The sequence below is a fragment of the Stenotrophomonas rhizophila genome (genome assembly GCF_000661955.1).
Lineage (GTDB): Bacteria > Pseudomonadota > Gammaproteobacteria > Xanthomonadales > Xanthomonadaceae > Stenotrophomonas > Stenotrophomonas rhizophila.
On sequence record NZ_CP007597.1, the window covers coordinates 40,955 to 55,557 of the forward strand.

The following is a 14,603-nucleotide window of genomic DNA, read 5'->3' on the forward strand; positions in this document are numbered from 1 at the left end:
CAGCCGGTGGCGGCCCACAAGGAGAGATGGATGAGCGACACCTACGACGATGTCAGCCCGGGCGGCAGTCCGATGTTGACCCACAGCCGGCCCCGCGACTTCGCGCCGGCGGCCGGTGAGGCGTGCATCGAGCAGATCGGCGCGCATATCGAACGGCACCTCGGCCCGGTCTCGAGCGTGTTCCACGAGATCGTGTCCGACGCGGTGCATATCGACGTGCACGTGGTGCCGGCCACCGAGGCGTTCCCGCATCTGCGGCTGGTCACATCGGGCATGAGTGACCTGCCGATGACCCTGTCCGACGATGTCGACGCGCCGCGGTACATGGAGCTGATGGTGACCCTGCCGGCCGACTGGCCGCTGCAGCAGGCCGACCTTGAGGACGAGCGTCACTACTGGCCGATCCGCCTGCTCAAGATGATGGCGCGGCTGCCGCACAAGTTCGACACCTGGCTGGGCTTCGGCCACACCATTCCCAACTTCGATCCGCCCGCGCCCTATGCGCCGGGCGTCGGCTTCGACGGCGTGATCGTGCTGCCCCCGGTCAACGCCCCGGAGGACTTTGGCCACCTGGTGATCGACGATGAAAAGACCATCGTGTTCATGTCCCTGGTGCCGCTGTACCCCGAAGAAATGGCGCTGAAGCTCAAGAAGGGCAGTGACGCGCTGCTCGACCGTTTCGATGCCAAGGGCGTCAGCGACATCATCGAGCCGGGCCGGGTCAACGTCGCCAGGAAACGCTTCGGCCTGTTCTGAGTGACATACCGCACCGCTATGCTGTTCCCCGTATTTCCAGGATTACTGCGATGACCATCCTCGTCACCGGCGCTGCCGGCTTCATTGGGGCCAACACGGTCCGCGCGCTGCTCGATGCCGGTGAAACGGTGGTCGGGCTGGACAACTACAACGATTACTACGATCCGCAGATCAAGCGCGACCGCGTGGCCGCGCTTTGCCCGGACGCCGATATCCGCGTGCTCGACCTGACCGACCGCGACGGCCTGGCCGCGCTGTTCGACGAGGTCGCCCCGACCCGGGTGATCCACCTGGCCGCGCAGGCGGGCGTGCGTTACTCGATCGAGAACCCGCACGCCTACGTGGACAGCAACCTGGTCGGCTTCGTCAACATGCTTGAGCTGTGCCGCCACCGTGGCGTGGCGCACCTGGTGTATGCGTCCAGCAGTTCGGTGTACGGCGATTCGGCCACCCCGCCGTTCTCCGAAGACCAGCGCATCGACAAGCCGCGCTCGCTGTACGCGGCCACCAAGGCCGCCAACGAGCTGATGGCCTACACCTACGCGCAGCTGTACAGCCTGCGCGCCACCGGCCTGCGCTTCTTCACCGTGTACGGCCCCTGGGGCCGGCCGGACATGGCACCGCTGCTGTTCTCGCGCGCGGTGCTGGCCGGGCGCCCGATCGACGTGTTCAACGACGGAAGAATGCAGCGCGATTTCACACATGTTTCCGACATCGTGGCCGGTATCCTCGGCGCGCTGGCGCATCCGTCCAGCGAGGATGTCCCGCACCGTGTCTTCAACCTGGGCAACCACACGCCGATCGAACTCGAGCACTTCATCGGGGTCATCGAAGCGGCGGCCGGACGCCCGGCGCACAAGGTGTACAAGCCGATGCAACCCGGCGACATGGTGCGCACCATGGCCGATACCACGCGCGCCCGTGACGCATTCGGCTATGAACCGGCCACGCCGATCGAGCAGGGCCTGCCCCCGGTGGTGGCCTGGTGCCGCGATTATTTCGGTAATCACGCCTGACACACATCTGCGGATTCATCTTCGGATAACCTCGGGTGCGGAAAATGCGCGCTCGTTTTCGATCCTGGCCCTCCGCAGAGCCCGACCATGAGCCAACCCCAGCTGTCGGTTGTTGTTCCCGTGTTCAATGAACGCGACAACGTGACCCCCCTGATCGAGGAGATCACCGCCGCGCTGCGTGGGCAGGTGGTGTTTGAGATCGTCTACGTCGACGACCACTCGCGCGATGACACCCTGGCGGTGCTGCAGGGGCTCAAGGCCGTCCACCCCGAGCTGCGGGTGCTGCACCATGTCAGCCAGAGCGGGCAGAGCACGGCGGTGCGCACCGGCGTCAAGCAGGCGCGCGCGCCCTGGATCGCCACGCTGGACGGCGATGGCCAGAACGACCCGGCCGATATTCCCAAGCTGCTGGCCGCGCGTGCCGCGGCTGCGCCGCAGGTGAAGCTGTTCGCCGGCTGGCGGGTGCACCGCCAGGATTCGGGCAGCAAGCGCTGGGCCAGCAAGTGGGCCAATGCCATCCGCGCGCGCATGCTGCGCGACGACACCCCCGACACCGGCTGCGGCATCAAGCTGTTCGAGCGCGAGGCGTTCCTGGACCTGCCGTACTTCGACCACATGCACCGTTATCTGCCGGCGCTGATGCAGCGCGCCGGCTGGAAAACCCTCAGCGTGCCGGTCAACCACCGTCACCGAACCGCCGGGGTGTCCAAGTACACCAACCTGGGCCGCGCGCTGGTCGGCATCCGCGACCTGCGCGGGGTGGCCTGGCTGATCACGCGCAGCAAGCGCACCGCCGTGGAAGAACGCTGATGGAGCTGCACTGGCTCGACCAACCGTTGACCTGGCTGTACTGGACCGGCCTGCACGTGACCGGCTGGAAGCTGATCGGCTACACCGGCGCGCTGATGTTCGGCGGCCGCTGGCTGGTCCAGTTCGTGGCCTCCCGGCGTGCGGGCAAGCCGGTGATCCCGCGGCTGTTCTGGTACATGAGCGTGGTCGGCAGCCTGATGACGCTGAGCTACTTCCTGTTCTCGGCCAAGCAGGACTCGGTGGGCGTACTGCAGAACCTGTTCCCGGCGTTCACCGCGCTGTACAGCCTGAAGCTGGATATCGCCCACCGTGGGTGGAAGCGGGACAAGGCACCACATTGAGGATGGGCCCACCGACCAACGGTCGGTGGCTACCGGTCCGTCCGGATCCGCGATTCCCGGTAGGTGCCGACCGCGCGCCCCGGTCCTGCCCCGCGAAGCGGGCAGGACCTTTGATCCATGCGCGGGGCCTTCGCCGGGTGCCATGATCGGGGTTTGCCGTCCACCGGGAACCGCTGATCGTGAAATCGCCCCTCGTCACCGCGCTGCTGCTCGCCCTGGCCCTTCCTGCCGGCGCCGTTCTGGCCGCCCCGCCCGCTGCACCGGCGGCCGCACCGGCCAGCCTGGCGGCGGAAAGCCCCGCCGATGCGCAGTTCCGCAGCATCTACGAAACCGAATGGAAGTGGCGCCAGGACGGCGGTGGTGAAGCCAGCGAAGACGGCGACGGCCCGGCCAACGCCACCCGCATGCCCGACGTGGGCGCGGCGGCCCAGCAGGCCCGGCTGAAGGTCTGGGACGAGGTGCTGGCCAAGCTCGGCAGGATCGACCCGAAGGCGCTCTCGGCCGACAACCAGATCAACTTCGCCATCTACCGCGACCAGGTCTTCAACCTGGCCGCCGAGGTGCGCCTGCGCGGCTATGAAATGCCGTTCAACGCCGACTCCTCGTTCTGGTCCAACCTGTCCTTCATGGCGCGCCGCGAGATGAAGACCGCCAAGGACTACCGCAACTACATCGCCCGCCTCAACGACGTGCCGCGCTACTTCGACCAGCAGACCGACAACATGCGGGCCGGGCTCAAGCGTGGCTTCAGCGTGCCGCGCGCGGTGCTGGACGGGCGCGAAGTGTCCATCGCCACCGTGTCCGAACTGAAGGACCCGACCGCCTCGCCGCTGTACGCGCCCTTCAAGAAGCTGCCCGCCAGCATCCCCGCGGCCGAGCAGGCGCAGCTGCAGGAACAGGCGCGGCAGGCCATCGGTGGCAGCGTGGTGCCGGCGTTCGCCAAGCTGCGTACTTTCTTCGTCAGCGAGTACGTGCCGCAGGCGCGCACCACCCTGGCCGCCGAAGCGATGCCCGACGGCAAGGCGTACTACAAGCAGCAGATCCACGAATACACCACGCTGGACCTCACCCCGCAGCAGATCCACGAGATCGGCCTGAAGGAAGTGGCGCGCATCCAGACGGAAATGAACGGCATCATCAAGCAGGTGGAATTCAAGGGCAGCTTCGCGCAGTTCCTGACCTTCCTGCGTACCGATCCGCAGTTCTACGCCAAGACCCCCGACGAACTGCTGCACCGCGCCGCGTGGATCTCCAAGCGCGTGGACGGGGTGATCGGCAAGTACATGACCCTGCCGCGCGCACGCTTCACCATCGTGCCGGTGCCGCCGGACATCGCCCCGTTCTGGACCGCCGGTCGCGGCGGCATGGGCACCTACTGGCTCAACACCTACAACCTGCCGGCCCGCCCGCTGTACAACCTGCCGGCCCTGACCCTGCACGAATCCGACCCCGGCCATGCGCTGCAGGGTGCACTGGCGGCCGAGCAGGGCGAGCAGCCCGAGTTCCGCCGCAACGCCTACATCTCCGCCTATGGCGAAGGCTGGGGCCTGTACTGCGAAAAGCTCGGCGTGGAAATGGGTATCTACGAGACCCCCTACGAGGATTTCGGCCGCCTGACCTACGAAATGTGGCGCGCCGCGCGCCTGGTGATCGACACCGGCGTGCACCACAAGGGCTGGACCCGCGAGCAGGCCATCGCCTACCTCCGCGACCACACCGCGCTGAGCGAGCATGAAGTGACCACCGAAGTGGACCGCTACATCTCCTGGCCGGGCCAGGCGCTGAGCTACAAGCTGGGCGAGATCGCCATCGTGCGCCTGCGCGCGCAGGCCGAGCAGGAGCTGGGCGACCGGTTCGACGTGAAGTCCTTCCACGATGCCGTGCTCAAGCAGGGCTCCGTGCCGCTGCCGGTCCTGGAGCAGCAGATCCAGGCCTATATCGCCCAGCGCAAGGCCGCCAGCTGACCCTTACGGGATCGGCCGTCACGCGGCCGATCCCGTCAACGTGAACCATCGCGTCGCGCTGCGATTGTGTAACGGGCAAGCCGCCCGCTACCCTGCCGGCATGTTCCGCCACGCCCGCCCCCGTCCGTCCCTGCTGCTGCGCCTGCTGATGCTGGTGGCGGTGGGCCTGGGCGTGTTCGGCACGGCCACGGCGTCGGCACTGGCCGACATCCATATCAGCCTGCACAGCGACGCGGCCCCGGCCGACACCGCGCTGCCGGGCGATGCCGAACCCGATCCGGCCGACGGCGACCTGCTGCACGCACTGGTGCACTGCGGCCACTGCCACGGTCACGGCGGCGTGCTGCCGATGGCGTCACTGCCGTGGATCCTGCCCGCCGCGCCGGCGCACAGCGTGCCGGCCGGGTTGGTCGCGCAGTTGCGCACGCAACCGCCCGAGAGCCTGCTGCGCCCCCCGATAGCGTCCTGATGCCACGCGGCCGCGTGCCGCCGTTGTCCATCTGAACCGTTATCTGGAGATTCCCCATGTGGATGCGCCTGGCAGCCTTGGCTGTCCTCGCGTTCGTGCCGTGCGTGTATGCGCAGGGCACGAAAACGCCTGACCCGTTGACCCTCGACGACGCCATCGCGCGCGTCGCCCAGTACCACCCCGACCTTCGCCTGGCCGAGGCGCAACGCCCGATCTGGGAAGCGCGCCGTGACGCGGCCGGCCTGCGCCCGCCACTGACCGTGGGCGTGGACCTTGAGAACGTGCTGGGCAGCGGCGATGCCAGCGGCCTGCGCAGCGCCGAGCTGACCGTCACCCTGGCCGGCATGCTCGAACGCGGCGGCAAGCTGGACGCCCGCCGTGCCGTGGCCCAGGCCAACCTGGACAGCCTGGCTCCCCAGCGCGAAACCGCCCGGCTGGACCTGATGGCCGAGGTGGCACGCCGCTATCTCGCTGTCACCGACGCCCGCCAGCGGCTGGCCATCGCCCGCACCGACATCGAGCAGCGCAAGCGCGCGGTGGCGGCCGCGCGCCTGCGGCTGCAGGCCGGTGCGTCGCCCGAATCGGTGCTGCTGACCGCCCAGGCGATGCTGGCCCAGGCCGAACTGGACCGCGACCGCGCCACCCAGGCCGACCAGTCCGCGCGTGCCGCGTTGTCGGCGATGTGGCGGCAGCGCGAGCCCGGCTTCGACGTCGTCACGGGCGACCCGATGCAGCTGCCGGCGCTGCAGGACTTCGCCGTGCTGGCCGACACACTGCAGCGCACCCCCGAACTGGCCATGCTGGCCGGCGAGCGCCGCATCCGCGAGGCGCAGGTGCAGCTGGCCCGCACTGCCGCGCGACCGGATGTCAGCTGGCAGGTGGGCGTTCGCAACAACCGTGAGAGCCGTGACAGCGCCTTCGTGGCCGGCTTCAGCGTGCCGCTGGGCAGCGTGGCCCGCGCCGCGCCGGAGATCCGCGCCGCCGAAGCCGAACTGGCGCTCAACGCGGTGGAACGTGATGCGCGCGCGCTGCAGCTGTACGCCACCCTGGCCGAAGCCCATGGCCGCTACCTGACCTCGCGGCTGGAGGTCACGCGCATGGCGCGCGACGTGCTGCCGCAGCTCACGCGTGCCGAGAACGCCGCCGAGAAGGCCTGGCGCGCCGGTGCCATCAGCTACATGGAATGGGCGCAGCTGCAGGCCATGCGCATCGAGGCCCGCCAGCGCCAGCTGGACGCGGCCATCGCCGCGCAGACCGCACTGATCGAAATCCAGCGTCTCACCGGGCAGAGCATGCTCGCCGCCGGCGACACCCCCGCCACTGCCGCCGTGTCCACGGAGGACCGCCGATGACCACTTTCTTCCCCCGCACAGCGCTCACCGCCGGCCTGCTGCTCACCCTGCTGGCCCTGGCCGGCTGCGCGAAGGAGGCCGGCACCCCGGCCGCGGCCGATCCGGGCCACGGCGAGGCCGGCCACAGCGACGAGGCGGCGCACGACGAGGACGCGCATGACGAAAGCGCGCCGGAAACCACCACCATCACCGCTGCGATGGCCGAACAGGCCGGCATCCGCGTCGCCCCGGTCGCAGCGGGCACCATCGCCGACGAGCACGACGTGCAGGGCCTGCTGACCCCCGTCGATGGCCGCGTGGCGCAGGTGATGGCGCGCTTCCCCGGGCCGATCCGCTCGCTGCGCGCCAACGTCGGCGACCGCGTCGCGGCTGGCCAGGTGCTGGCCAGCATCGAAAGCAATCTCAGCCTCACCACCTACACCGTCAGCGCGCCGATCAGTGGCGTGGTGCTGGCGCGCCAAGCCCAGGTGGGTGGCGTGGCGGGCGAGGGCACGCCGTTGTTCGAGATCGGCGACCTGTCCACGTTGTGGGTGGACCTGCATATCTTCGGCAACGACACCCAGCACATCACCGCCGGTGTACCGGTCACGGTGGCACGCATGACCGATGGAGTCAGCCAGACCACCATGCTCGAACGCGTGCTGCCCGGCACCGCCACCGCCAGCCAGAGCACCGTGGCCCGCGCCACGCTGCGCAATGACGATGGCCTGTGGCGGCCCGGTGCGGCGGTGAAGGCACGCATCGTGGTGGCCACCCAACCGGCCGCGCAGGTGGTGCCGCTGAGTGCGCTGCAGAGCATGGACGGCAAGGACGTGGTGTTCGTGCGCACCGGCGACACCTACACCGCGCGCCCGGTGCGCCTGGGCGCGCGCGATGCGGGCAAGGTCGAAGTGCTGGACGGGGTAACGCCCGGCGAACAGGTCGTGGTCGAGCAGAGCTACGTGGTGAAGGCCGACATCGGCAAGGCGGGGGCGTCGCATGAGCATTGAACGCGCCGGTGTGCTGGAACGCATCATCGGTGCGTCCATCGCCCACCGCTGGCTGATGATGAGCCTGACCCTGGTGCTGGTGGCGGTTGGCATCTGGAGCTTCACCAAGCTGCCCATCGACGCCACCCCGGACATCACCAACGTCCAGGTGCAGATCAACACCGCGGCCCCCGGCTACTCGCCGCTGGAAACCGAACAACGCATCACCTACCCGGTGGAAACGGTGATGGCCGGCCTGCCGCGCATGGAACAGGCACGCTCGCTGTCGCGCTACGGGTTGTCGCAGGTCACCGTGGTGTTTGAAGACGGCACCGACATCTACTTCGCCCGCCAGCAGGTGGCCGAGCGCCTGCAGCAGGTGAAGTCGCAGATCCCCGAGGGGCTGGACCCGCAGCTGGGCCCGATCTCCACCGGCCTCGGTGAGATCTTCATGTACACCATCGATGCCGATCCGAAGGCGCGCAAACCCGATGGCAGCGCCTACACCGCCACCGACCTGCGCACCCTGCAGGACTGGGTGATCCGCCCGCAGCTGCGCAATGTGCCGGGGGTGACCGAGGTCAACACGATCGGCGGCTTCCAGCGCCAGGTGCACATCACCCCGGACCCGGCCCGGCTGCGTGCGCTGGGCTTCACCCTGGAAGACGTGGCGCAGGCGGTGGAAGCCAACAACCAGAACGTGGGCGCCGGCTACATCGAGCGCAACGGCCAGCAGTTCCTGGTGCGCATTCCCGGCCAGGTGGCCAACCTGGAGGAGATCGGCAACATCGTGCTGGCCCGGCGCGAAGGCGTGCCGATCCACGTGCACGACGTGGCGCAGGTGCAGGACGGCCCGGAGCTGCGCAGTGGCGCGGCCACCCAGAACGGCCACGAAGTGGTGATGGGCACGGTGGTGATGCTGATCGGCGCCAACAGCCGCGACGTGGCCCAGGCCGCCGCCGCACGGCTGCAGCAGGCGCAGGCCAGCCTGCCCGAAGGCGTCACCGTGACCGCCAGCTACGATCGCACCGCGCTGGTGGACCGCACCATCGACACCGTGGCCAAGAATCTGATTGAAGGTGCGCTGCTGGTGATCGTGGTGCTGTTCGCGCTGCTCGGCAATTTCCGCGCGGCGCTGATCACCGCCGCGGTGATTCCGCTGGCGATGCTGTTCACCCTGACCGGCATGGCACGCGGTGGGGTGTCGGCCAACCTGATGAGCCTGGGCGCGCTTGACTTCGGCCTGATCGTTGACGGCGCGGTGATCATCATCGAGAACTGCCTGCGCCGTTTCGGCGAACGCCAGCACGCGCTGGGCCGCGACATGACCGCCGCCGAACGCTTCGCCGAAACCGCCAGCGCCACCGCCGAGGTGATCCGCCCCAGCCTGTTCGGGCTGGGCATCATCACCGCGGTGTACCTGCCGATCTTCGCACTGTCCGGCGTGGAAGGAAAAATGTTCCATCCGATGGCGATCACCGTGGTGCTGGCGCTGACCGGTGCGATGCTGCTGGCGCTGACCTTCGTGCCGGCGGCCATCGCGTTGTTCCTCGGCGGCCGCGTGCAGGAAAAGGAAAACCGGCTGATGGCGTGGGTGCGCCGGCGCTATGAGCCGCTGTTGGCCTTCTCGCTGCGGCGCGGGCGCTGGATGGTGGGCGGCGCGCTGGTGCTGGTGGTGGGCTGCGGCCTGCTGGCCACGCGCCTGGGCAGCGAATTCGTGCCCAACCTGGACGAGGGCGACGTGGCCATGCATGCCATGCGCATCCCCGGCACCAGCCTGACTCAGTCGATCCAGATGCAGCTGCAGATCGAAAAGCGGCTGGTGCAGTTCGCCGAGGTCGACAAGGTGTTCTCCAAGATCGGTACGCCGGAAGTGGCGTCCGACCCGATGCCGCCGTCGGTGGCCGACACCTTCATCATGATGAAACCGCGCAAGGACTGGCCGGACCCGCGCAAGTCACGGGCGGCGTTGCTGGGTGAGCTGGAAGCGGCGGTGGAGCAGTTGCCGGGCAACAACTACGAGTTCACCCAGCCGATCCAGATGCGCACCAACGAGCTGATTTCCGGCGTGCGGGCGGACGTGGCGGTGATGCTGTTCGGTGATGACCTGGACACGCTGCTGAGCGTGGGCAAGCGCATCGCCAGCGTGGCGGGCACCGTGCAGGGTGCGGCCGACGTGCGCGTGGAGGAAACCAGCGGGTTGCCGTTGCTGACCATTACCCCCAACCGCACCGCGCTGGCCGGTTACGGGCTCAATCCCGGCCAGGTGCAGTCCACCGTGGCTACCGCGGTGGGCGGGCAGGTGGCCGGGCAGCTGTTCGAAGGCGACCGCCGCTTCGACATCGTGGTGCGCCTGCCCGAAGCGCTGCGCCAGGACCCGGCCGCACTGGCCGACCTGCCGGTGTCGCTGGCCCCGGCACTGGCCGGCGATGATGCCGACGAGTCCAGCCGCGCTGGCAGCTGGACCAGCGGCAGCGCCCGCACCGTGCCGCTGCGCGAGCTGGCCACGCTGGGCAACAGCGAGGGGCCGAACCAGATCAACCGCGAAAACGGCAAGCGCCGCATCGTGGTCACCGCCAACGTGCGTGACCGCGACCTCGGCAGTTTCGTAACCGACCTGCAGCAGGCCATCGGGCGCGACGTGCAGGTGCCCAACGGGTACTGGGTCGAGTACGGCGGCAGCTTCGAACAGCTGATTTCGGCCAGCCAGCGCCTGTCCATCGTGGTGCCGGTGACGCTGGCGATCATCTTCGCGCTGCTGTTCTGGGCGTTCGGGTCGGTCAAGGACGCGGCGATCGTGTTCAGCGGCGTGCCGCTGGCGTTGACCGGCGGCGTGCTGGCGCTGGCCGCGCGCGGCATTCCGCTGTCGATCTCGGCCGGTGTCGGCTTCATCGCGTTGTCCGGCGTGGCGGTACTCAACGGGCTGGTGATGATCAGCTTCGTGCGCAGCCTGCGCGAGGGCGGATTGCCGCTGGCCGATGCCGTGCGCGACGGCGCACTGGGGCGGCTGCGCCCGGTGCTGATGACCGCACTGGTGGCCTCGCTGGGCTTCGTGCCGATGGCCTTCAACGTGGGCGCCGGTTCGGAAGTGCAACGCCCGCTGGCCACGGTGGTGATCGGCGGCATCGTGTCGTCCACGCTGCTGACGTTGCTGGTGCTGCCGGTGTTGTATCGGTGGTTGCATCGGAAGAGCTGACGCCAGCTAGTGTTCAATTCTAGGGCGTGCTCGGTGTGGCCCGGCACGCGCTAAATCTTAGGTGCCATTTACTGCATCCCCGTTGAGCGGACCATGTTCGCTGACCCGAGGAGTGCAACATCTCACAAGAAGTTCGCCCCCCGCCCCGTCAATCAATGTGTCTTGACCATGACAATTCCGCCAAAACCTCAAAACTTAGGCGACTCCACCTCTGTCGCATCTCCATCCCATTCCCGGTACTGATCTAAAGCGCTTGCTTGCACCCTGACCTATTCAAAAGCAGGCGATCCATGTGGCCCTACACGTCCGTTAGCCACTTCGTCCCAAATATTTCAGGGGCGAAATGACAACGGATGGGCTACGCATCCCAATTTCCTCGTCACCGATGGATTCGCTGTTGAACGCGATGCCCTCAGTTGTCATAGTTCGCACTTGTGACCTACCACAAAGAAATGCAAATGAACTTGCGAACTAGATCTTCAAGGAGGATGGATTTCGAGGTCACCGCAAAGATGGTGCTTTCGGGAGCGTTACTTCAACTGGTAGCTCAATCTTCTTTCGTTCTTGGCAGTGGGCTATGGCTGGGCTTTTTCGATGAGTGCACCGTGCTCGCAACTATTTTGGTGACCTCTTTAACACTCATCACCATGACCTATGTGCTGGAACGGAATCCCGCGAAATACGTTCGGACTATAGTGAAGTCAGGTCGCATGGATCTCTTCCTTGCTATGGGGGTTGGAGCAGGAGTGACTCTGGTCATCGTTCCATACACTGGTTTAGAGAAGCTTCTCCTTCGTGTTGACCATACTCTGACCTCACTGATTCTGGTGATTCTAAGTGTGTCGATGGGAGCATCGCTTTTAAGAGGAGATCGAACCATTGGAGTTGTGGAGGCCCAAGAGGGCTTCGCATTTCTGTCCGATGAAGAGATTGAAGACGCGGATCTAGACCTGCTGAACAGTCGTGGTCTCGCCGACAAATTTGCATCAATCGTTGCAACAGAAAGCGCCAGAGGTGCGATCGTATTTGGTGTTGATGGACCATGGGGGATTGGAAAGAGCACATTTGTGAACTTTGCCCAGCGAACATGGGAAGCGAATGAGAGGGTGATCGTCTTCCGCTTCGAGCCGCTAAAGTATGCGGCGGAGAAAGACCTGGTTAGGTCATTTATTCAGGAGCTATCAGGTGAACTTCGTTCCAGGTTCTTCGCTCCGGAGCTTCGTCCATTGGCATCGAGGTACGCGCGTATTCTCAAGGCGGATCCTTCGATCTCATTTCCAGGTTTGAAACTGTCGGTTGATCCCGACGGAAGTACAATCGACGAGATCGTTTCGGATGTCAGCCAGTCTCTTGAAAGGGTTGGGAAGCGGGTAATCGTGGTGATCGACGACCTAGACAGGATTGATCACGAGACGGTAAAGCGCGTTCTATTCATGATCAGGCGATCAATGCCAGCGAGGAATGTGACGTACGTGCTCGTATACGATACAGAACGTCTTGTCTCCCGCTCGGGAAATGAAGAGACACGCGAGTACATGGAGAAGTTTGTCAACGCAAAGATCTCACTCTTTGTCGATCTTGAGGCATTGGGCAGTTTTCTTAGAGAAGGATGGAAAACATCGTTACCGCAGGGTCAGTCCCGACAGTCCACTAGAGTGTTTGGTCTGCAATCCATCCTCTCCGAACTTGCAAGCATCTTGGAAGGGAGCTCTGGAGGGCAGTACGTTGGCCTGATGGGGAACATTAGAAAGATCAAGCGTCTAATCAATGCAATGCTTTTAATGGAAATGGAGTTCGTTGAGCTCAATCAAACAGACTTTGACCGTCGTGATTTGGTGCATCTTCTGCTCCTCTATCTTATCTATCCGGGTATATTTAGAGATATATACGCCAGTGAGGGTGAGAACAGGCTTGGAATGTTCTCTCTGCGGCCCGTGACGGGCCATGGAGGTCAGGGCTATGAGAACGATCCGGGCCTGGCGGTCTATTTGGATCGAATCGAGCCTGCGCAGCGATATCTTGTCGCGCAGCTATTTGAGGTGGGTGCGCGTGACCTTATTAATCAAAGGCCAAGTAGAGAGCAGATTAATACGCTTGCTTGCTTCAACTCCTTTGGTCGGCGCAATCTCTCTGCCTATCTTAGGCTCATCGTACGATCAGTTGTTCCGGATCCATTGCAAACAGAAGCACTTTACGAGGGACTGCTCGCCAGAGCTCGATCTGGCGAGATCTTCAAGGAGGTGCTGGACGATACAGTCTTGAAGGAGAATAGCGGAGCTCACGCCAAGTTCTGGGGAGCGCTCGCGGCGTCGGCGAAGAGTTTTGATCAAGCCAAGTTAGTCGAGGCGATTTCTACCATTGTTCGGCTTTTGCCATCCTATGAGTCCAAAATAATCACCGGCACTTCTCCGAGGTCATCGGCAGTCTACTCGCTCGCAATAATCATCAACTCCGCGTTTGGCGACATCATTCAAGGAGACGCGGCCGAGACGTCGAGAGCCGAGAGCATTAGGGCTCTGATCCTTGGTGAAGGTGAAGGTGAGGGATTATTTAGAGCCCTTGCGTCACCTGATCGCGGGATTCTTGGCATACATGACATGTTGCTATTCCGATTGCTCTGTTGTGCAGATCGAGGTAATCAACTTCGCAATATACATTTGGCACTGGTTCCGAGTCATTTGAGAAACCGCTTGCCTTCCATTCGCAATAGTGTAGTGGTGGAGGGCGTCCGTCAGCTCTCGCAGATTGCATTCGGTATCTTCAAGGCAAGATACATCGATCAAGGGCTGAACCTAATGGAGCCAGTGGCAGCTGACACGTCGGTTGATCCAGCGACGCAAGAGGTGGTGGTCGAAGACTCATTTGGTAAAGGGTTCATCGCCTACCAGCTGACGAACACCTTGGCTCCAACGGGGAGCGGGGTCGGGTGCGGCTATTTCGACGAGGCAGGTTCAGAAGATGACTGTGGCATCTCGCGGGTCATGAACGGTTACCTATTCGCAGGCTGCTTTGTGCCAACGAGTGAAGCGAACAGGTTGGCGTTTGCCGATTATTGCTTAGCGAACTTCTCTCGGGACTACTTCGATGATTCAGGACCGGGTCCCACGAGACAGTCCCTGGAACAGGGATTGGATCCTCAAGCTTTCAGGGATTTCTGGCGCGAATACGGTCATGAATACAGAGCTTCCGGGCTTGAGCTGCTTAATCGAAAGGTCGTTACTGCTAATTACTCGGCAACGTACCAATCCGATCTCTTGGGGGTTTGGGATGTCTTGGATAAGTGCGATCCTATCGAGTCGGCCGAGGACGAGTCTGCCCTCGGCCTAGACCTCCCCGCTGAATAGCAGCAATGAGACGTTTGGCGTTGGAGGCTATGTTCAATAAGGTTGCGGCACCCCCGTAGCGGTACTCAACAGCCTGGTGATGATCAGCTTCTTGCGCAGCCTGCGCGGTAACGGCTTGCCGTTGGCCGATGCCGTGCGCGACGGCGCACTGGGCCGGCTGCGCCCGGTGCTGATGACCGCACTGGTGGCCTCGCTGGGCTTCGTGCCGATGGCCTTCAACGTGGGCGCCGGTTCGGAAGTGCAACGCCCGCTGGCCACGGTGGTGATCGGCGGCATCGTGTCGTCCACGCTGCTGACGTTGCTGGTGCTGCCTGTGTTGTATCGGTGGTTGCACCGGAAGGGGCCTGACGTGGCATGAAGGATGGGTCCGCACGTGATGCCACGCGC

The 14,603-nt window shown here is 64.7% G+C and carries 10 protein-coding genes and 1 pseudogene; all 11 read left to right on the forward strand.

From position 1 onward, the window contains the following. Positions 1 to 30: 30 nt before the first annotated feature. The gene (locus DX03_RS00155) at positions 31 to 756 is read left to right on the forward strand and encodes a suppressor of fused domain protein (RefSeq protein ID WP_038685468.1); all 726 of its coding nucleotides are present in this window, start codon (positions 31 to 33) and stop codon (positions 754 to 756) included. A 50-nt stretch (positions 757 to 806) separates the two neighbouring features. Then, positions 807 to 1,772 carry an NAD-dependent epimerase/dehydratase family protein gene (locus DX03_RS00160; protein ID WP_038685470.1) on the forward strand — a complete coding sequence of 322 codons (966 nt, stop codon included), beginning with the start codon at positions 807 to 809 and terminating at the stop codon, positions 1,770 to 1,772. A gap of 87 nt (positions 1,773 to 1,859) precedes the next feature. Then, complete coding sequence (locus DX03_RS00165; RefSeq protein ID WP_038685472.1) at positions 1,860 to 2,582, forward strand: glycosyltransferase family 2 protein; 723 nt, start codon at positions 1,860 to 1,862, stop codon at positions 2,580 to 2,582. Beyond that, positions 2,582 to 2,923, forward strand: a complete 342-nt coding sequence (locus DX03_RS00170; RefSeq protein ID WP_038685475.1) for a lipid-A-disaccharide synthase N-terminal domain-containing protein — start codon at positions 2,582 to 2,584, stop codon at positions 2,921 to 2,923. The genes DX03_RS00165 and DX03_RS00170 overlap by 1 nt, the downstream gene beginning before the upstream one ends. Before the next feature lie 179 nt (positions 2,924 to 3,102). Beyond that, positions 3,103 to 4,887 carry a DUF885 domain-containing protein gene (locus DX03_RS00175; RefSeq protein ID WP_038685477.1) on the forward strand — a complete coding sequence of 595 codons (1,785 nt, stop codon included), beginning with the start codon at positions 3,103 to 3,105 and terminating at the stop codon, positions 4,885 to 4,887. Positions 4,888 to 4,987: 100 nt separating this feature from the next. Beyond that, on the forward strand, positions 4,988 to 5,356 hold the full coding sequence (locus DX03_RS00180; protein ID WP_051598684.1) for a DUF2946 family protein: 369 nt from the start codon (positions 4,988 to 4,990) through the stop codon (positions 5,354 to 5,356). 56 nt (positions 5,357 to 5,412) lie between these two features. Next, a complete protein-coding gene (locus DX03_RS00185; protein WP_038685479.1) occupies positions 5,413 to 6,708 on the forward strand; it encodes a TolC family protein in 1,296 nt (431 codons plus the stop codon). Further along, the gene (locus DX03_RS00190; protein ID WP_081797102.1) at positions 6,705 to 7,697 is read left to right on the forward strand and encodes an efflux RND transporter periplasmic adaptor subunit; all 993 of its coding nucleotides are present in this window, start codon (positions 6,705 to 6,707) and stop codon (positions 7,695 to 7,697) included. The genes DX03_RS00185 and DX03_RS00190 overlap by 4 nt, the downstream gene beginning before the upstream one ends. Beyond that, a complete protein-coding gene (locus DX03_RS00195; RefSeq protein WP_425598285.1) occupies positions 7,687 to 10,872 on the forward strand; it encodes an efflux RND transporter permease subunit in 3,186 nt (1,061 codons plus the stop codon). The genes DX03_RS00190 and DX03_RS00195 overlap by 11 nt, the downstream gene beginning before the upstream one ends. Before the next feature lie 458 nt (positions 10,873 to 11,330). Further along, on the forward strand, positions 11,331 to 14,216 hold the full coding sequence (locus tag DX03_RS00200; protein WP_185753417.1) for a P-loop NTPase fold protein: 2,886 nt from the start codon (positions 11,331 to 11,333) through the stop codon (positions 14,214 to 14,216). A gap of 55 nt (positions 14,217 to 14,271) precedes the next feature. After that, a pseudogene (locus DX03_RS00205) lies at positions 14,272 to 14,574 on the forward strand (efflux RND transporter permease subunit); the annotation flags it as partial. Between the last annotated feature and the right edge of the window lie 29 nt (positions 14,575 to 14,603).

What these genes read in the sequence shown, in the direction of transcription:
- DX03_RS00155 (WP_038685468.1), top strand. Translation starts at nt 31, where the DNA reads ATGAGCGACACCTACGACGATGTCAGCCCGGGCGGCAGTCCGATGTTG.
- DX03_RS00160 (WP_038685470.1), top strand. Translation starts at nt 807, where the DNA reads ATGACCATCCTCGTCACCGGCGCTGCCGGCTTCATTGGGGCCAACACG.
- DX03_RS00165 (WP_038685472.1), top strand. Translation starts at nt 1,860, where the DNA reads ATGAGCCAACCCCAGCTGTCGGTTGTTGTTCCCGTGTTCAATGAACGC.
- DX03_RS00170 (WP_038685475.1), top strand. Translation starts at nt 2,582, where the DNA reads ATGGAGCTGCACTGGCTCGACCAACCGTTGACCTGGCTGTACTGGACC.
- DX03_RS00180 (WP_051598684.1), top strand. Translation starts at nt 4,988, where the DNA reads ATGTTCCGCCACGCCCGCCCCCGTCCGTCCCTGCTGCTGCGCCTGCTG.
- DX03_RS00185 (WP_038685479.1), top strand. Translation starts at nt 5,413, where the DNA reads ATGTGGATGCGCCTGGCAGCCTTGGCTGTCCTCGCGTTCGTGCCGTGC.
- DX03_RS00190 (WP_081797102.1), top strand. Translation starts at nt 6,705, where the DNA reads ATGACCACTTTCTTCCCCCGCACAGCGCTCACCGCCGGCCTGCTGCTC.
- DX03_RS00195 (WP_425598285.1), top strand. Translation starts at nt 7,687, where the DNA reads ATGAGCATTGAACGCGCCGGTGTGCTGGAACGCATCATCGGTGCGTCC.
- DX03_RS00200 (WP_185753417.1), top strand. Translation starts at nt 11,331, where the DNA reads ATGAACTTGCGAACTAGATCTTCAAGGAGGATGGATTTCGAGGTCACC.